Source organism: Acinetobacter sp. 797_lipA (assembly GCF_058243025.1).
This window is the reverse complement of sequence record NZ_JBZAYQ010000001.1, coordinates 2,682,226-2,700,432: the sequence shown is the minus strand read 5'-3', so window position 1 is coordinate 2,700,432 and position 18,207 is coordinate 2,682,226. Positions and strand designations below refer to the sequence as shown.

Annotated in this window: 12 protein-coding genes, 1 other RNA gene and 1 pseudogene; 10 read left to right on the top strand and 4 right to left on the bottom strand. The window is 39.8% G+C overall.

Features of this window, described 5'->3' with window-relative positions:
- The first annotated feature begins 16 nt into the window (after window positions 1-16).
- The 3 genes from AC4CU2_RS13455 (at window position 17) to AC4CU2_RS13445 (ending at window position 3,449) form a co-directional block, all read left to right on the top strand.
- Window positions 17-514: a thioesterase family protein gene (locus AC4CU2_RS13455; protein WP_078426396.1), complete on the top strand. Its 498-nt coding sequence runs from the start codon at window positions 17-19 to the stop codon at window positions 512-514.
- A gap of 247 nt (window positions 515-761) precedes the next feature.
- Window positions 762-1,913 (top strand): EmrA/EmrK family multidrug efflux transporter periplasmic adaptor subunit, encoded by a 1,152-nt coding sequence (locus AC4CU2_RS13450; RefSeq protein ID WP_490768966.1) that lies wholly within the window; start codon window positions 762-764, stop codon window positions 1,911-1,913.
- A gap of 6 nt (window positions 1,914-1,919) precedes the next feature.
- Window positions 1,920-3,449: a DHA2 family efflux MFS transporter permease subunit gene (locus tag AC4CU2_RS13445; RefSeq protein ID WP_114837482.1), complete on the top strand. Its 1,530-nt coding sequence runs from the start codon at window positions 1,920-1,922 to the stop codon at window positions 3,447-3,449.
- 95 nt (window positions 3,450-3,544) lie between these two features.
- Here AC4CU2_RS13445 and glpK read toward each other — a convergent pair whose 3' ends face one another.
- On the bottom strand, window positions 3,545-5,029 hold the full coding sequence (gene glpK, locus AC4CU2_RS13440; RefSeq protein ID WP_078426398.1) for a glycerol kinase GlpK: 1,485 nt from the start codon (window positions 5,027-5,029) through the stop codon (window positions 3,545-3,547).
- Window positions 5,030-5,159: 130 nt separating this feature from the next.
- Between glpK and ssrA the strand changes: the two genes are divergently transcribed.
- The 3 genes from ssrA (at window position 5,160) to AC4CU2_RS13425 (ending at window position 8,527) form a co-directional block, all read left to right on the top strand.
- Window positions 5,160-5,518: a transfer-messenger RNA gene (ssrA, locus tag AC4CU2_RS13435) on the top strand.
- 182 nt (window positions 5,519-5,700) lie between these two features.
- A complete protein-coding gene (locus AC4CU2_RS13430) occupies window positions 5,701-6,846 on the top strand; it encodes a phage integrase central domain-containing protein (protein ID WP_279042710.1) in 1,146 nt (381 codons plus the stop codon).
- 337 nt (window positions 6,847-7,183) lie between these two features.
- A complete protein-coding gene (locus tag AC4CU2_RS13425) occupies window positions 7,184-8,527 on the top strand; it encodes an aspartate aminotransferase family protein (protein ID WP_279042708.1) in 1,344 nt (447 codons plus the stop codon).
- Between the two features lie 68 nt (window positions 8,528-8,595).
- On the opposite strand, the gene qhpR is transcribed toward AC4CU2_RS13425, so the two are convergent.
- On the bottom strand, window positions 8,596-9,630 hold the full coding sequence (qhpR, locus tag AC4CU2_RS13420; protein WP_004681105.1) for an AraC-like transcriptional regulator QhpR: 1,035 nt from the start codon (window positions 9,628-9,630) through the stop codon (window positions 8,596-8,598).
- A gap of 99 nt (window positions 9,631-9,729) precedes the next feature.
- Complete coding sequence (locus tag AC4CU2_RS13415) at window positions 9,730-10,734, bottom strand: phosphotransferase enzyme family protein (RefSeq protein WP_096911424.1); 1,005 nt, start codon at window positions 10,732-10,734, stop codon at window positions 9,730-9,732.
- A gap of 181 nt (window positions 10,735-10,915) precedes the next feature.
- On the opposite strand from AC4CU2_RS13415, the gene eat reads away from it, so the two are divergent.
- Entirely contained in the window at window positions 10,916-12,337 is a 1,422-nt protein-coding gene (eat, locus tag AC4CU2_RS13410) for an ethanolamine permease (RefSeq protein ID WP_178927753.1), read from the top strand.
- Window positions 12,338-12,739: 402 nt separating this feature from the next.
- A pseudogene (locus AC4CU2_RS13405) lies at window positions 12,740-13,588 on the top strand (IS982 family transposase).
- Window positions 13,589-13,830: 242 nt separating this feature from the next.
- Here the strand turns inward: AC4CU2_RS13405 and AC4CU2_RS13400 are convergent.
- Window positions 13,831-14,856 (bottom strand): IS30-like element ISAba125 family transposase, encoded by a 1,026-nt coding sequence (locus tag AC4CU2_RS13400; protein ID WP_490768283.1) that lies wholly within the window; start codon window positions 14,854-14,856, stop codon window positions 13,831-13,833.
- Window positions 14,857-15,360: 504 nt separating this feature from the next.
- Between AC4CU2_RS13400 and AC4CU2_RS13395 the strand changes: the two genes are divergently transcribed.
- Window positions 15,361-17,112, top strand: coding sequence for a hypothetical protein (locus tag AC4CU2_RS13395; protein WP_490768965.1), 1,752 nt, complete (start codon window positions 15,361-15,363; stop codon window positions 17,110-17,112).
- Window positions 17,113-17,151: 39 nt separating this feature from the next.
- Window positions 17,152-18,180, top strand: coding sequence for an IS701 family transposase (locus AC4CU2_RS13390; RefSeq protein ID WP_007116247.1), 1,029 nt, complete (start codon window positions 17,152-17,154; stop codon window positions 18,178-18,180).
- Window positions 18,181-18,207: the final 27 nt, after the last annotated feature.

The window sequence follows — 18,207 nt, the reverse complement described above, 5'->3', positions numbered from 1 at the left end:
AGTGAAGCAGAGTGTTATGAGTAGTGGTGAAAGAAGCTGGACGGGCAGCATACACTTAGGAGCAAAAGTGGATATTGATGTGGTTTTTGAGCAGTTGGTTAAGGCTTTTAATGCGTCGCCATTTTTTAAGCACAACACCATGACTATGCGAGTCGTTGACGGGCAAATTGAAGCCTATATCGATATGCAAGATTACTTAATTGGCAATGTTGCGTTCCAAATTTTACATGGTGGCGTGGCTGCAACGGTTTTGGACAGTATTGGTGGCATTGTAGCGATGGGGGAACTGTATAAAAAAGCGGAACCTGACACGATTGCGGACACCATTAAAAAAGTATCCCGTTTAGCTACAGTGGATATGCGGGTCGATTATCTCGCGCCGGGACGGGGAAAGTACTTTATTGCCCGTGCTGAAACCCTAAGATTAGGGCGTAAAGGCTGTACCATGCGCATGACCATGGTCAATGATGAAGGCAAATCGATTGCCACAGCTATTGCTTCTTATGCTTATTAGTTTTAAATTAATTAAGTATTTAATATTCAAGTGAAATTTATAGCATCTAATAGGAAGTTGGATGCTAAAAACTAAAATAGACTGAGCAGTTACAATTTATTTTCTCAAAATGTGATTATTTGCTCTTAGAATGCATCAAATTTTATTGTGACTTTCTCATCGACACCAATGCAGACAATACTTGTCTGATGTCCCTTTCGCAGGGATGATGCCGGCTGACCAAGTCTGTTAGATTTAGGAAAAATCAATGACAGATGCCTCAAATACACTGCCAGATACTGATCCAGCCGATCAAATCAATGATCAAGCACTGAAAGCCAAACGTAAGAAAAGCTTAGGTTTCGTGGCTATGATCCTGATCATTGCTGCCATTTTATTCTTGATTTGGAAACTGTTCTTTAACCATTCGGTTTCAACTGATAATGCTTATGTGGGCGCAGAAACGGCCTCGATTACCTCTATGGTGACAGGCCAAGTTGAAAAAGTGTTGGTCAGTGACACGCAAACTGTAAAGCAAGGCGATGTGTTGGTTTTGGTCGATCATCGTGATGCTGAAATTGCTGTAGCCCAAGCTCAGGCCGAATTACTTAAAGCGCAGCGCCAGTATAAACAAAGTGCGGCCAACAGTAGCTCTCTAAACTCGCAAGTCTTTGTAAGTGATGACGCCATTCATAGTGCTGAAGCACAAGTGGCTAAAGCCAAAGCGGAGTTGGATAAAGCGCAAGATGATTTGAACCGTCGTCAGCAGTTGAGTGCGACAGGCGCGATTTCTAAAGAAGAATTAAGCACGGCACAAGCTGCTTTAAATAATGCGCAAGCAGGCTATAACTTGGCGCAAGCGGGTTTGGCGCAGGCTAAATCCAGTCAGAAAGCTGCACAAAGCAATTTGGCTGCAAATGAAGCCTTAATTAAAGGCAGCAATGAAAATTCGACCCCCGATGTTTTGGTTGCTCAAGCAAAACTAAAACAAGCTTTACTTGATTTAGAGCGTACTGAAATTAAAGCACCATTTGATGGGGTGGTGACGAGCCGAAAAATTCAAGTTGGACAGCGTGTCGCACCGGGTTCGGTGCTCATGGTGGTGGTGCCAATTTCACAGTTATATGTCGACGCGAACTTTAAAGAAAGCCAGCTTGAAAATGTACGCCCCGGTCAAAAGGCCGTTTTAACCTCAGACCTCTATGGCGACTCAGTTGAGTTCCATGGCATGGTCTTGGGCTTTTCCGGTGGAACAGGTTCTGCCTTCGCGCTGATTCCTGCACAAAATGCCACCGGTAACTGGATTAAAGTGGTACAGCGTTTGCCTGTACGTATTCAACTTGACCCGAAAGAGTTGGCTGAACATCCTTTACGTGTTGGCTTGTCGATGGAAGCTCTAATCGATTTGAAATCGAAGTAGTTGCGCATGAATAGCTACGTTCCCTATGGTGACTTAAAGGGTGGTCGCCTGATGCTGGCGGCTTTCGTCCTTGCTTTGGCCAACTTTATGGTCGTGCTGGACATGACCATTGCCAATGTTTCTGTGCCTCATATTACGGGAAGCCTTGCAGTATCGAGTTCGCAAGGGACATGGGTGATTACCTCTTATGCTGTGGCTGAAGCGATTTGTGTCCCTTTAACAGGCTGGCTCGCAGGTCGTTTTGGTGGCGTGAGGGTTTTTACCTTAAGTCTGATTGGCTTCACCATATTTTCGGTACTGTGTGGTTTATCGACAAGTTTAGAAATGTTGGTTTTCTGCCGAATTGGTCAAGGTTTATTTGGTGGCCCGATCATGCCGCTCAGTCAGATGTTACTGATGCGGATTTTCCCTCCAGAAAAGCAATCCCAAGCGATGGGCATGTGGGCAATGACGACAGTGGTTGGCCCGATTCTTGGTCCAATTTTAGGCGGAACCATCAGTGACAACATGTCTTGGCATTGGATTTTCTTTATTAATATTCCTGTTGGGATCGCATGTGCTTTTGCAGCGATGCGTCTGCTTAAACCTGCGGAAACCGCAACGGCCAAACTCAAAATTGATCGCGGTGGATTGATCCTCCTGATTTTATGGATTGGGGCATTACAGCTCATGCTCGATCTGGGGCATGAACGCGACTGGTTTAATAGCCCTGCGATCGTGATACTGGCTTTAACGGCTGTGATTGGCTTGGTGATTTTTACCATTTGGGAGCTGACCGAACGGCATCCAGTGGTGAATATTCAAATCTTTAGATACCGTAGCTTCACGATTTCTGTCTTGGCACTGGCCTTTGGCTTTGGCGCATTTTTTGGCAGTATTGTACTGATTCCGCAGTGGTTACAGATCAATTTGGGCTATACCGCAACTTGGGCCGGTTATTTAACCGCAACCATGGGTTTTGGTAGTTTAGCTATGTCACCTATTGTGGCGAAATTAGCAACCAAATATGACCAACGTGCCCTGGCCAGTTTTGGCTTGAGTATCTTGGGCGGGGTAACCTTGATGCGCTCGTTCTGGACTACCGATGCAGACTTTTTTGCATTGGCATTACCGCAAATCTTGCAGGGCTTTGCTGTGCCATTTTTCTTTATCCCATTATCAAACATGGCGCTGTCATCGGTATTGCCGCATGAAATGGCATCTGCCGCAGGTTTAATGAACTTCTTAAGAACTATGGCAGGGGCGATAGGCGCCTCTATTGCTGTCACTATTTGGGACGACCATACCAAAGTTGCACGTAGCGAAATGGTCGGCAGTTTGCATACAGATCAAACCCAGTCGGTGTTGATGCAGCAGGGAATGAGCGCGGAAGGTGCATTAGGCTATATTTCTAGTTTAGTGGATAAAGAAGCATTGACCTTGTCGGCAAACTATATTTTCCTGATCTTGGCCTTGGTGTTTCTATTTGCAGCATCCATTATTTGGCTCTGTCCTAAACCTAAAATAGGGGCAGGCGGTGGCGGACATGCGCATTAGGGTAATAAAAAACCGCTTTTAGAAGCGGTTTTTTATTCTGCATGTTATGCAGTTTTATGATGTTTTGAATATTTCAAAACAATAGAATTAAATAATCAAAGTTCTGACTTTGCGCGTCTTAAAGCGGATTGCCATTGTTGTAAGTGAAATTCACGTTGATCTGTGTTCATTTTGGGTTCAAAAGCACGTTCAAGCTGCCAAGACTGTGCAATTTCATCCAAACTTGAAAATACGCCACACCTTAAGCCTGCCATGGCCGCCGCACCCCATGCAGTCGACTCCTGCATCTTAGGGCGTAGTACAGGCACATTCAAAATATCGGCTTGAAACTGCATCAGCATATCATTTTGACTGGCGCCACCATCGACGCGGAGCTCTTTCAGCGGCTGCTGAATATCGGCTTGCATGGCGGTCAGTACATCAGAGACTTGAAAGGCAATGGATTCTAAGGCTGCACGAGCAATATGGGCTTTGTTGGTTCCACGTGACATTCCACATAAGAGGGCACGCGCTTCACTGTCCCAATGTGGTGCACCGAGTCCAGTAAATGCCGGAACCAGCATGACGCCATCGGTATCTTGAACTGTACAAGCTAATTTTTCAACATCGCTACTTTTTTGAATAATGCCTAAATTATCCCGTAACCACTGAACAATCGCACCTGCCATAAATACACTGCCTTCTAGGGCATAAGTGGTTTGATGTTGCGTTTTCCAACCCAGTGTCGAAAGCAGTTTGTTTTTACTGTATTGAACGGTCTCGCCTGTATTGAACAGCATAAAACAACCTGTGCCATAGGTGTTTTTTGCAGTCCCAATGTCAAAACAGGACTGTCCAAATAGTGCAGACTGCTGGTCGCCTAATATGCCTGTGATCGGAATATTGGCACCGAGCAAGCCTGCCGCGGTATCTGCGACGTAGGTATCTGAGTTGATGATTTTCGGCAGTAATGCAGACGGAATATTAAATAAATCTAATAGCTCTTCATCCCACTGCTGGGTACTTAAGTTCATGAGCATGGTGCGAGAAGCATTGCTGACTTCGATGACATGTTGAGCACCTTGGGTAAGATTCCAAATCAGCCAACTATCAATCGTGCCAAAGGCCACATGCCCCTGTTCAGCCAATCTGCGTAGACCATTGACATGCTCAAGTAACCAGACCAGTTTTCCTGCACTAAAGTAAGGGTCAATTCGGAGTCCAGTTTTGGATTGAATCTTATCTTTTAAGTTTTGCTGTAGGAGCTGATTACACCATTCAAATGCGCGACGGTCTTGCCAGATAATGGCTGGTGCAAGCGGCTGTCCTGTACGTTTATCCCATACGACAGTCGTTTCTCTTTGGTTAGTAAGACCAATTGCTTTGATGTCTTTGGCTAAAATACGAGCAGAAGCCAGAGCCTGCTGTACAACAGCAATTTGTGAGCTCCAAATCTCTTGGGCATCTTGTTCTACCCAGCCTGATTGGGGGGTATGTATACGTGTTTCGCGTTGCGCCGTTGCCTGAACTTGACCTTGTTCATTGAAAATAATGGCACGACTCGAAGTGGTTCCTTGGTCGAGTGCAAGTAAGTAGCTCATAAATTATTTTATTGTTGGACTTGAAAAGCAAAATATTAGCGCAATTATGTAATTAAGCGCATCAATATGTGTGTTTGTTTAGAAAATAGATCGTATTTTCTAGCAACTATGCTATGATTGCCGCTACTTTGGGGGTGTTTCTGGCTTCGACGCTGGTGATGAAACTCATAGATGCATGTCGAGAGCGCATTTTCTCTCGTAAATCAAATTTGCATTTTTTAGTCGCAAACGACGAATCATACGCTCTAGCTGCCTAAGGGCAGCTTGTCCGCCTCTCCGAATACTTGTGGTTAGAGAGTCCGACTGAAGCGCACGCACACAAGTCCGTATAAAACCAAGCCTCGGGGTTTTGTACTAAATTAAGAGGATCGCGATTTGTACCCTGTTCGTCGGGTCACAAAGAGTTAAAACAATAGACGATATCTAAGCATGTAGTATTCTCGAGCGTAGTGCTGGCGGACGCGGGTTCAACTCCCGCCACCTCCACCAAAATTCTTTCCGAAGTAGTCCATCGGAATATAAAAAAGCCTTTAAACTCAATGTTTAAGGGCTTTTTTATTGGCTGTATTGTCCGATACTGTCCTAAGCGATTTGACCCTATTTTTGCTTTGTGTGGGTAAAAATTGGCAAAATTTACCCAGAAATTAACACAACAAATTCTGGTTAAAGATATGTCACTCACAGATGCAGAATGTAGAAAAGCTCAACCGAAAGACAAGCAATATCGTCTATCAGATTCACATGGTTTATCGCTGATTATTACGACTAAAGGTCAGAAGTATTGGAATGTCCGCTATACTGTTCATGGGCAGCGTCAATCTGAGTCACTAGGACCATACCCAGAACTTAGTTTGAAAAAAGCTAGAGAAATGGCTTATGAACTTAAGTATAAACATTCAAAATCAGTACTTCATGAGGACATAAAGCCTTTCTTTAAAGAAGTAGCTGAAGATTGGTTTGAGAATCAGAAAGAAACGTGGTCCCCGAAGCACATTAGCAATGTCAGAGCATCTCTAGATGAATTGTATCTTTCATTAGAAAATAAGCGTATTAATCAGATTCAAGCTCCTGAAATTTTACAGATCATAAAAAAGATTGAGGCAAGAGGCTCACTTGAAGTAGCCAAACGTACCTTATCTCGCTGTGGCATGGTCATGAAGTACGCTATTGCACACGGCTATCGCTACGATAATCCTGCAGGTGATTTGGTCTATGCACTAAAAAATAAGCGTGTGAAAAATTTAGCATCATTACCTGCTTCAGATATGCCTGAATTTCTAAGAAAAGTTAGAGCTTATCCAAGTGATGCTCAGACACATCATGCCATCATTTTAATTATGCTGACTGGTGTTCGAGTCAGTGAGTTACTACAAGCACATTGGGATGAATTTGATTTGGAAGGGCGTAAGTGGGATATTCCTGAAGACCGCATGAAGAACCGATTGCCACATCGTGTGCCATTGACGGACATGATGATTGAGGAACTGAAAGCTTTAAGACTTTCTCATAATCAGGAACTGCTATTTCCACATCGTTTAAATAATAAAGAGCCTATGCGTAGTGAATCGATCTTAGCTGTGATTAAGCGTTCAGGTTATGTAGGACGAATGACTACACATGGGTTCAGATCATTATTTAGTACTGTCGTGAATGAGTCCAATTTATTTAACCCAGATGCCATTGAACGCCAGCTTGCCCACGTGCCACAGAACAGAATCCGCTCAGCCTATAACCGTGCGCAATATTGGGATGAGCGGGTAAGGTTGATGGAATGGTACGGGGAGCAAGTAAAAAATTGGATGAGTATTGCTAAATAGCTCAAAGTTCAGTTTGTATGTTGATAAATGAACATTACTAATATAGAGCCTGTAAATAAATTTCAGTAGTTTTATCATTTATTAGGGATGATGGAATTCAATTTTATTTTTTGTCAGGCTTCTTTAGCGAATTCATTTAAAGGCTATTTATTCACTTTTTATAGTAAAAGTGCTCAGATAGATATCCTATCGTTCGTATTGTGAAGAAATTATCTTATAAGATTTGACTTCAAAAATTACATATCGCGCTCTAAAGTCAAGTCTTTAAAATGAGCACTGTGCAATATAAAAATCATTCAAATGCACTAAAAAACAGTTTGTGAGAGAGGAATAGTAGATGAATACACGATCTACCATTATGGATACCAATAGCTTCCGTGCCGAGCATGCGAGTGCACTAGATTCTGAAACCCGAAAACTGACCGATCGACGTAGTCAAAATTTAGGCGAATCTTACCGCCTGTTTTATCGAAACCCTGTGCATCTCGTAAAAGGTCAAGGGCAGTATCTTTGGGATGCCGCAGGCAATCAATATTTGGATGCTTATAACAATGTTGCCAGTATTGGGCATTGTCATCCTGCGGTCATCAATGCTGTCAATGAACAAATGCAGATGTTAAATACACATACTCGTTATTTACATGAGCGCATTTTAGATTATACCGACGAGCTTTTAGCGACCACACCGACTGAAATTAACAAAGCCATGTATATGTGTACGGGTTCTGAGGCGAATGATTTGGCTATTCGTATTGCCCGTGAATACAGTGGTGGTACGGGCATTATTGTGTCTCAAGAAGCCTATCATGGTACTAGTGATCTTACTTCGGGCTGTTCGCCTGCGCTTGGTAAAGGACAGACCTTAGCTGCTACAACTCGTTTGGTGTCAGCACCTGATCAATATCGTTTTGAGGGCGAAGATTTAGGTGACTGGTTCGCCGCGCAAATTCAAGCACAAATTGATGATATGAATGCCAATGGCATTAAGTTTGCGGGCTTCTTAGCCGATTCCATTTTTTCATCAGATGGGGTAATGCCAAATCCTATTGGTTTTCTGAAAAAAGCAGTGGATGTAGTGCATGCCAATGGTGGTATTTTCATTGCTGATGAAGTACAGCCTGGTTTTGCTCGTACAGGCGATTCTTTTTGGGGTTTTGGGCGTCATGGTGTGGTGCCCGACATCATTACCACAGGCAAGCCTATGGGCAATGGTATTCCAGTATCAGGTTTACTCGCGAAAGATCATGTGTTGTCTGCCTTTAGTCAAAAAATCCCTTATTTCAATACCTTTGGGGGGAATCCTGTGGCAATGGCAGCGGCGCAGGCCGTGCTGAAAACTATTCAAGAAGAAGAGTTACAAGCCCATAGTCAGCGCCTTGGTGGTCTACTTTTGACAGAATTGCGTAAGCTGATGGAAAAGTATGACTGTGTTGGTGATGTGCGTGGTGCTGGTTTATTTATTGGTTTCGAATTGGTACAAGATCGTTTCACCAAAATGCCTGATAAAGCTCTGGCACTGGATTTGATTGAAGAATTGCGTAATACGCATCGTGTGCTGACCTCTGTTGCGGGACCATATGGCAATGTCTTGAAGTTACGTCCACCATTGGTGTTCCAAGAAAAGGATATTGATTGGTTGGTTGGAGCGTTGGATCAAGCCTTAAGTAAACTGCAAAAATAAACTTAAATGTCATACATATTTAACCCCGCTCATTGAGCGGGGTTTCTTTTTTATTGATGTCTTACCGCTTAATGTCGTAATTGGCGCGGCGTACAGCCAAACCAACGCTTGAATGCACGGGAAAAGGCACTGACTTCGGAATAGCCTAATAAAAATGCTACTTCAGAAATCGGTAAATTCTTCTGTTGAATATAGTGTTTGGCCAGTTCATAACGAACTTGATCAATTAGTTGAGTAAAGGTGATGTCGTGTGATTTTAAGCGCCGTGATAAGGTACATGGACTCATATGTAAATCTAGTGCAACTTTTTCCAAATTAGGTTCACCATGAATCAAATCTTGCTGAATGTGCGCACGGACTTGATTGGTTAAACTTTGTGACTGCGATTGCGTATTCAGAATTTTTAAAGTGTCGAGCATCATGGTGAGCAGCAACGGGTCTGACTGTGGCATTGCGGTTTTAAGGTCTGATTTGGCAATCAAAATTGAATTGAATGGCTGATCAAAAAACACTGATGCATTAAACAGTTTACTGTGTTCTTGCCAAAACTCGGGACGTGGGTGTTCAAAATGAATTTCGCGTGGTGAATAGTGTGTGCCCAAGACTTCACGAATTACATTCATAAACATGCCCACTGTGAGTTCGGCATCTTGTCGTCGCGATAAAATTGCACCATGCTGGACTTGGTAGTCGAAACGGTAGGCATCATTGACTTCAACCATACGGCATAAAGTATCTTTTTGATGCAGATTAAAATGCGAGGTCATGTTCTTTAATGCATCTTCCAGCGATGCTGAACATAAACCAATATAGCCAATCAGTCCTAAGGCTTTGGGATGAAATTGCTGCCCATAATGCAGTCCGAAATTATCGCAATGTGATAGTTTTGCGGATTGTTCCAAGACTTCGCAATAATTGGTGAGTTGCAAACTGAGGGTCGGGCTGAGCAATAATTCAGGATTAATACCACTGATCCCAAAAATGCGATCGACATCGGCACCTTTATGCAGAATAAAGTCACTCAGGCCTGTCGCGGCAGCTGATAAAATGCCTTGATTGCTGATGTCTTGAGCGTTGATGGATAGAGGATTAAATTGAATCATGCATAGCCTCTTTTAATACAGAACCGATATTGTTCTAAATTAAGCAAGAGCTATGCCATTCAATGTTTTTACGGTTTGATACTGCCTACAGGTATTTTTTTATATACCTGCTGGAATCTGGTTGTTAAGATATTTTTTGCAAAGTCGCACAGTTTCATCCGACCATTGCGCTCCCAAACTTTTGGCCATGTCGGTATAGGCATGTGAACCGAACCAAGCCATCAATTGGATTCTACGTTGCATAATAAAGGTGGGAATCAACGCATACTCTTCTCCACTCACATGCCCAATTTTTTCATAACCATTCAACCATTGTTCGACCCACTTGGGTGCAGCAGTATAGTGTTCATTAAAACTAATTGCTGCCGCTAAGTCATGCATAAACCAGCCCATGCCGCAGTCGTCAAAGTCAATCACACCAACCTTTTTTTCATTCAACAACAGATTGGTCAGTCTGAGATCAGCATGGATCAGCCCATAGCGATCTTTGGACTTCCCAAATTGATTTAGCTCGGTGGCAACACGGCAAATTGCCTCATCAATCACGGCATGATCTACCGATTTTAACTGTGGGGCATGACGCCAGTCACCCCAATGTCCATCGGCAAAAACCATACTTTCATGATCCCAAACAATACGTTGGAAGTCGGCGGGCATCTCCCATGTTTTACTGTGCAGGTGCAGTTGTGCTGTGATTTCACCCAACTGCTTAAAATCACATGGATCGACATTATCTGCTGTAGGCATCACACCTTTTACCCAATGAAACAGCACTGCATGCCTTGAAATATCTGGGCTGAGTGCCAATGTTTGGACTTTATCTCCATGACAGTCGGCAATGGCAATCGGCACCGCGATGCCATGCGCATTTAACGCATCTAACCATGCTAGTTCACTTTCGATTTGTTGTTTGGAATGATAATTGGGACGATGAATGCGTAGTGCATATTGTTGTTGAGCGGTTTTCACAACAAAGGTGGCATTTTCAGATTGGCAGAGTAATTTGATCTCGCCTTGATAGCATGCTGGATAGGTTTGCATGGCTTTTTTTGCCAATTCGTAGAGTTGTTGAATGCTTAAATATTCATTTTGTTGGACGCTCATGTTGTACTCCTTTTCATGCTGATCTTGGGTGCGGAGTCCCAGACTTTGAGCTGATCTTATAAAAGAAAAAAAAGAGCAACTTGACTTCAAGCGACTATGCTCATGATTTATTGTCAAGTTTAAAGCCGATATTTCACCGATATTAAAGTGGTCGAATTTGGTGAAAAGGTGATCGAGCATCATGAAAAATGAAATGATAATGACGGAGAGTGTCGCAGATAACACCGAATATTTTGCCCAACGCCAACTGAAAAAGGGTGCCGTCGGTTGGTTACTGTTGGTGGGGTTAGGGGTGTCTTATGTGATTTCGGGTGACTTCGCAGGTTGGAATTTTGGTATTGCGCAAGGTGGTTGGGGCGGATTATTTGTTGCTACGATTGTAGTGGCATTTATGTATCTATGCATGAGCTTGTCGATGTCAGAAATGTCGACCATGCTGCCAACAGCAGGCGGGGGCTATAGTTTTGCGAGAGTGGCGTTTGGGCAATTTGGTGGTTATCTTACAGGGACTGCAATTCTGATTGAATATGCAGTCGCACCTGCCGCAATTGCTGTTTTTATTGGCAATTATTGTGAAGCTTTATTTGGCATAGGTGGCTGGCCGATTTATCTGTTTTGCTATGTGTTTTTCATGGCAATTCATTTAAAAGGTGCAGGTGAGGCTCTGAAAATAATGTTTGGCATTACCGCAATTGCTTGTGTGGCGCTGTTGGTGTTTATAGTGGCAATGGTTCCACACTTTAATGCTGCCAATTTATTTAATATTGCAGTAATGCCAAATACTGCGGGGGCGAGTTCATTTTTGCCTCTCGGTTACATGGGCATTTGGGCTGCTGTCCCGTTTGCAATCTGGTTTTTCCTTGCAGTTGAGGGCGTGCCTTTGGCTGCTGAAGAAGCCAAAGATCCAGTCAAATCTTTACCACGTGGTTTAATTGGTTCAATGTTGATTCTGGCTGCATTTGCCCTGCTGATTTTGTTTTTAAGTGCTGGTGCGATGGGTGCAGAGCAAGTGAAAAACTCAGGAGCACCATTGGTTGATGCATTAATTGCAGTCTATGGACAGCATTCATGGATTGCCAGTTTTGTGAATTTTGTGGGATTAGCAGGTTTAGTAGCAAGCTTCTTCTCGATTATTTATGCTTATTCGCGTCAAGTGTTTGCCCTATCGCGTGCGGGTTATTTACCGAAAATATTATCGCTCACCAATAATAAACATGCGCCGAAATGGGCGATTGTGATTCCTGGGGTAATTGGCTTTGTATTGTCATTAACGGGTGAAGGAGATTTGCTGATTTTGATTGCGGTGTTTGGTGCCACCATTTCTTATGTGTTGATGATGATGTCGCATATTAAATTACGTTTTTCCCGTCCAGATTTAGCACGACCATATAAAACACCCGGCGGCATCGTCACTTCAAGTATTGCATTGGTTTTGGCCTGTGCTGCAGTGGTGGCTGGTTTAATGGTTAATCCAAAAGTATGGTGTTTGGCAGCGCTAATTTATGGTTTATTCATTCTGTATTATCTGCTGTATAGCAGACATCATCTGGTGGAAGGCACGCCTGAACAAGAGTTTGCATCTATTGAAATCAGAGATGAATAGTTGAGTGAAATTTACCTAATTTTTAAGAATATCAATCCCATTTTTAATGGGCTTGATATTCTTAAATGCTCATTAAATTATTTATGGATTGATTCAACGACATTAGCTGTCAGGTATAAATAATCATCTTCGGCATTGTATATCGTTGACGAGCATGATGATTGAAGAACTGTAGCCTTTAAGGCTTACTAATGTACTCGCTCAGCCTAAACCGTGCACAGTACAGGGATGAGCGTGTAAAAACCATGGAGTAGTATGGTGAGCAAGTGGAATTCTGCTTAAGAGGCTGAAACTATGACATGTTATCTATAACCCGAATCATGGATAAGAAATTGACTTGAAAAATAAAGGAACTAGAGCCATTAGTTGAGTTACCACACCGAACTTAAAGCTCTAGTCCTGATGTTCAATAGTACCGAATTATTCTGTGTAATCGATGATTTCTTTCTTAAATTTGAAGCAACTTATTGGAAATTTCTCAAACAAAGTCGTCAATCTATAAGAATTCGACCAGCCAAATTAAGTCTCTCAGAAATCAATTTTAGTGCCATTTGGTATAAGTGTTCTCATATCAACAATTTCAAAGCATTCTTTTTAAAAATTTACCCTGCTACCAATGGATGATTCACCTCATCAATATGCATCAATATGCATCAATTGGCACTACATGCTTTATATGTCGCCTTAATGAAAGGCCAACGCAGCAAATATTTATGGATTGATACAACCACTTTACCTGTCTGTAAAAAACAAAGGATTCAACGCCATAAATCATTAGCCAAAATTGCATCACGTGGTAAAAGTTCGATGGGCTGGTTTTATTGCTGCAAATTACATATCGTGATGAATCAATTAGGGGAAATAGTATGTTCTGCTTTATCTAATGGACATGTGGCGGACATAAAAATGGTTGAGCATTTAGTTGAAGGCTTAGAAGCAAGGCTTTATGTGGATCGTGGCTATATCAGCCAAGAATTAAAAAGCAGATTAAAAATTCAAGGTATTGATTTGATTACCTATCATCAAAAGACTATGCAGTTTTTTCAACTCTGTGCATCAGATGAATATCACTTAAAACAGCGTAATAAAATAGAAACGTTATTCAGCTTATTGAAAGGTCAATACAATTTAGTGACGAGTAAAGCACGTAGTATTCATGGATTTCTAAGTGGGATTTACGCATCATTATGTGCATATCAATTAACCCAACGAAATAAGCCAAAAATTCAGATTATGGAACCCTTGGCTTAAACAAGATTTAGGTCATCTATAAAAATAGACTTTAATATTAATTTAATAAGTATGGGATTTAGATATTCACCCTCAAGTTTTAATAGAATTTTTTAATTATTGCTCAAATACCTGGTTTTTCTTATTTAGTGTGGAGTTTTTATGAGAGAGCTAGATGTTTTGTATATATGATAGTTACCTTGTTGAGATATAAATATAATTAAATTGTCACTGTGGTAGTGTAAGAGGTAAGGGGGGCGAATTCAAACATGAGGTGCGACAGTTTCAAAAGCCTTATGATAATCAACAAGCTGAGCAAATTTCTCTAATGGTGTAAGCCAATCTAACGCTTTTCTAGGGCGAGTATTCAGTGACATGGCAACTTGATTTAAATAATGCTGATCTGCCTGGTTTAAATCAATCCCTTTAGGTAAATATTGCCTAATTAAACCATTCATATTTTCGCATGTGCCTTTCTGCCATGGCGAATGTGGGTCACAGAAATATACATCTATGCCTAAATCTTCTTCGAGGATTTTATGTTCTGACATCTCACGTCCACGGTCATAGGTCAATGTTTTACGCAGTTCTGCGGGTAAATATTTCAGAGCTTCAGTTAAAGCCTTGCGCACTGATTCTGCCTTTGCATCAGGTAATGTTGCCAAGATACAGAGCCGTGTTTTTCGTTCAATAAGTGTTGCTATCGAACTTTTATTGTCTTTACCTTTAATTAAATCGGCTTCCCAATGACCCGGTATTTTTCTTTCTTGAACTTCGGTTGGGCGCTCATGAATAGTTTTAATATCCTGTAATATAGAATCTTTTTTAGGTTCACCGTTAGCTTTTCGCTTTTTATTTTCATGTCGCAGACAGGATAGTAAGTCTTTTTTCAGCTCACCCTTTGGTAATGCTCGTATCGTTGAATAAATCGTTGTATGGCTTACATTCATTGTTTGATCCAAATCAGGAAATCTCTTTAAACGCTTTGCTATTTGCTGAGGAGACCATAAACAACGGATCGCTTCAACAATAAATTTCCAGAGGATTGAATCGATTTTGAGTTTTATGTGACCACGTCTACGTCTAGCGAAGGTGTTATCAGAAGCATATTGAGCTTGATAAACGTCATTGATGCTATTTCTTTTAAGCTCACGATAGATCGTACTAGGATGTCTTTTAATGAGTTCAGCAAATTTTCTGGCTGAAAAGCCTTCTTTTCTTGACTCAAGCATTAATGCAGTACGATCTTCAAAGTTAAGATGATGGTATGACAATTTTATATACTCCATAAACTCTTTAAATTAATTAGGTGGTTTATGTCGCACTTCAAGTTTTACTCTGCCGGGTGAATAATATTAAATTCTGATCCAGTTAAATATTAAACTAATTGTTTGTTAAAAACTTATGTGTCCTTTTTATATTTATGCATAGTATTGGGATTAGGGTTCAATACTATGGGGCGTAATTATTGGATTTTATAGTAAACAAGATTTTCTGTTAATAAAGTCCTAGGAGTTTTTAAAATCAATTTAATACATGAAATTTGAATTAAATTCTTATGATTAATTGAGGGGTAATAAATCTTTGCATCAGTTTGACTTGTATAGGTGTTGGTACATTTAACATGAATGTATAAGATCAAATTAGCTTGCACAATTGTGATTAATATTATTTAAAAATGTATTTTTTGGGACTGTAAGTTGTGATTAATAGGTTTTTTTTCTTATTGTTGTTGACTTTTAATTAGTTATATTCAATTATTTAAGTTGGTTTTAGTGTGATTTGTACTGTGTATGAATAAAATAGATCTGTTTAAGCTGCTTAGATTGAGAACTTATCATTCATATGCAGAATTATCACAAGAAGAACGAGATAGAATGACCTTTTTTAAAGAGTCAGTTGATGCCTTGGAGTATTACTCTAAATTTGTTGATGATGTAATAGGTGATAAAAATTCAATATTGAAAGCATTCGAAATAAATTATAAAAATGGGATTGATGATTTTGGGGAAGATGTTCGTTATTATTTTAATAAGCTCAATAAGTTATCTAATTTTATTCCAAACATAGATTGTAAATTTGGACAGGATGTTATTCCTTACGGATTATTTGAATTTTTATCTCAAATAAAAAGTAATGAAATACCATATTTTTGTGATAAGACACCTAGTCAAAATTTTTCAGCTAGATACATGGTGGAGTTAATTAATTGGATTAGGGGAAATAAAGGAAGTATCGATTGGAATAGGAGTAGTGATGATAAGTTATTCTGGAGTGAGTTCTGTAATTTATGTACAGAGTTTGATGCAATCATAACAAATCATCTAGACATAAAAATCTTATGTCTAGATATTAATCTAAAGAATAATTATAAGGATAATTGCGAAAATTTTAGACGTATTAATTGGGGTTATGTTAGTAAGATTCACAATTATTTAAATGATTTTCCTGACTTTATTCATGGCTTTTTTAAGTATGAAAACGACCATCAGTTTGGTTTGAATTTGCAGTGTATCTTATTTTTTGAGGGGAAAGGAAAGCTCAATACAAAAGCTAAAATAGAGAAGTTGAAAGAAAAAATCATACGAGATAAGTTTGAATCAGGTATACAAATCAGTGATTGGTTAGTGCAATTGAAGAAAGTCACTCAGCAAGATTTTTCAAAGATTTCATACTTTCAGCAAGAACGTATTCAAAATTTTAAGTATTGGGTTTTGGGCTATTACACTTATATAGATAGAATTATAAAATTAGAGTGTAAAGATAGCCAGAATGATTTTTTGCCAATTAATAATGTTTTTTTGAAGCAAGATCGGTCTGTGTCTATTGATTCTCAGGAAGCTTATCGTAAGCATATTAAATTTTGGCAAAATCTAATCGAAGGTAAGAATCCTCAAAAAATCTGGCAGTGCCAAAATCTCAATAGGAATGCAATTGAGCGAATAGCAGTCACCGAACTTGTTTATAAAGAATACGCAAAGTCAGATACAAGATTTGCAGATTTAGCTGACGTTGGAGTACGTCTAGAGATTTTTATTGAAAACTTATTAGCTTCTAACGGAGGTCTTTTTGATTTTCCACGTCATTATACTGATTTTAACTCACTAACCACCGATGAACTAACGTATTCAATCACTAGAGCTTGCCAACAATATTTTAGTCTACTTGATGAGCAAGATAAAATTCAGAGATTATTAAAATACTCATCTGACGAAATGACGAGCTTCCTTCTTAAAAGTATTACGGTACAGCTCAGTGTATTTTTTTCTAGGTGTGTGGTTGATGATAAATTTAATTTAGGTTTTCAAAAAATCAATGAGTTAAATGTGAATAGTTTAAGGTTGAAAAAAAGGTATCAACTTCAGACTTATCAGGATGGAAGTCTTAAGATCAGAACCAATCAAGTTTCTCAAAATTTCAATAAATCTGAGGCAAATATAATCCAACACAAAATTTGTGCGAGACGATATGCAACAGCAATTGATTATCTAGATCAGATGTTTACCCAAGATTTAGTAGTATATAGAATAGGACTTACGCATTGACGGATTCAAAAAAGTATTAAAATACTTTATAAAGTATCTGTGATCAGACGAATTAAACATGCTTCTACAGCAACTTGTACATTACCCATTTATATGGGCTTTCTCATGACAGAACCGAACTCTATTAGCTGCACACAACTTGCCGAGACTTATAACATCTCGCATGATAGTGTAAATCGCTTTCTAGAACGTGAAGACTACACACCTCACGACCTATATCAAGAAGCAATTCAACATATTGATAATAATAAACTTATAGTCAGTATTGATGATACTGTTTTAGATAAACCCTATAGTCAACATATGGACTTGGTTAGCTATTTTTGGTCAGGCAAACACCACCGATCCGTCAAGGGTATTAATCTCATTACCTTGTATGCGACAGATCAGAATGGTCAAAATATTCCAATTAATTTCCGAATTTATGACAAATCTGAAAGTAAAACCAAGAATGATTACTTTATGGATATGTTAAGTGAAGTACTCAGTTGGGGTGCAAAGATTCAATTTATTACAGGTGATAGTTGGTATTCATCGACTGGAAATCTAAAAACCATAAGAAAATATGGTATTCGATTTATGTTTGGTATCGACTGTAACCGTAAGGTTTCCCCAGAAAAAGGACAATGGTTTCAACTGCGTTTATTGCCAAATTTCCATCAGGGTCAAGTGGTCTGGCTCAAAGATTTTGGCTTTGTACAATTATTTAAGACTCAGTTAAAAGAACAGCAGAGGTTTTATATTGTGCATCAAGATGAAGATGATTTATTGTCCTTTGAGGGTTTTCATGAATTACATTCAAGTCATTGGAAAATAGAGCAATATCACCGGGTGATTAAACAGGTTTGTCATATTGAAAAGTTTCAAGTAAGACGATCTAAACTGATTTTGAATCATATTTTTTCAGCCTTGATGGCCTACGTCGAGATACAAAAGAACCAGTTTGAGCGGATCTTTGAAAATGTATATCGTTGGCAGAAGAAATTATTTAGACCAGTTATCAAAAACTTCATTGATGACTTTATTCTCGATAAAAATCATCTGCTACCACAGAGAATCTATAAATAATAGTGCGTAAGTCCTATAGAATTCAAT

What these genes read in the sequence shown, in the direction of transcription:
- AC4CU2_RS13425 (WP_279042708.1), top strand. Translation starts at nt 7,184, where the DNA reads ATGAATACACGATCTACCATTATGGATACCAATAGCTTCCGTGCCGAG.
- glpK (WP_078426398.1), bottom strand. Translation starts at nt 5,029, where the DNA reads ATGAGCTACTTACTTGCACTCGACCAAGGAACCACTTCGAGTCGTGCC.
- eat (WP_178927753.1), top strand. Translation starts at nt 10,916, where the DNA reads ATGAAAAATGAAATGATAATGACGGAGAGTGTCGCAGATAACACCGAA.
- AC4CU2_RS13415 (WP_096911424.1), bottom strand. Translation starts at nt 10,734, where the DNA reads ATGAGCGTCCAACAAAATGAATATTTAAGCATTCAACAACTCTACGAA.
- AC4CU2_RS13445 (WP_114837482.1), top strand. Translation starts at nt 1,920, where the DNA reads ATGAATAGCTACGTTCCCTATGGTGACTTAAAGGGTGGTCGCCTGATG.
- qhpR (WP_004681105.1), bottom strand. Translation starts at nt 9,630, where the DNA reads ATGATTCAATTTAATCCTCTATCCATCAACGCTCAAGACATCAGCAAT.
- AC4CU2_RS13395 (WP_490768965.1), top strand. Translation starts at nt 15,361, where the DNA reads ATGAATAAAATAGATCTGTTTAAGCTGCTTAGATTGAGAACTTATCAT.
- AC4CU2_RS13455 (WP_078426396.1), top strand. Translation starts at nt 17, where the DNA reads ATGAGTAGTGGTGAAAGAAGCTGGACGGGCAGCATACACTTAGGAGCA.
- AC4CU2_RS13450 (WP_490768966.1), top strand. Translation starts at nt 762, where the DNA reads ATGACAGATGCCTCAAATACACTGCCAGATACTGATCCAGCCGATCAA.
- AC4CU2_RS13430 (WP_279042710.1), top strand. Translation starts at nt 5,701, where the DNA reads ATGTCACTCACAGATGCAGAATGTAGAAAAGCTCAACCGAAAGACAAG.
- AC4CU2_RS13400 (WP_490768283.1), bottom strand. Translation starts at nt 14,856, where the DNA reads ATGGAGTATATAAAATTGTCATACCATCATCTTAACTTTGAAGATCGT.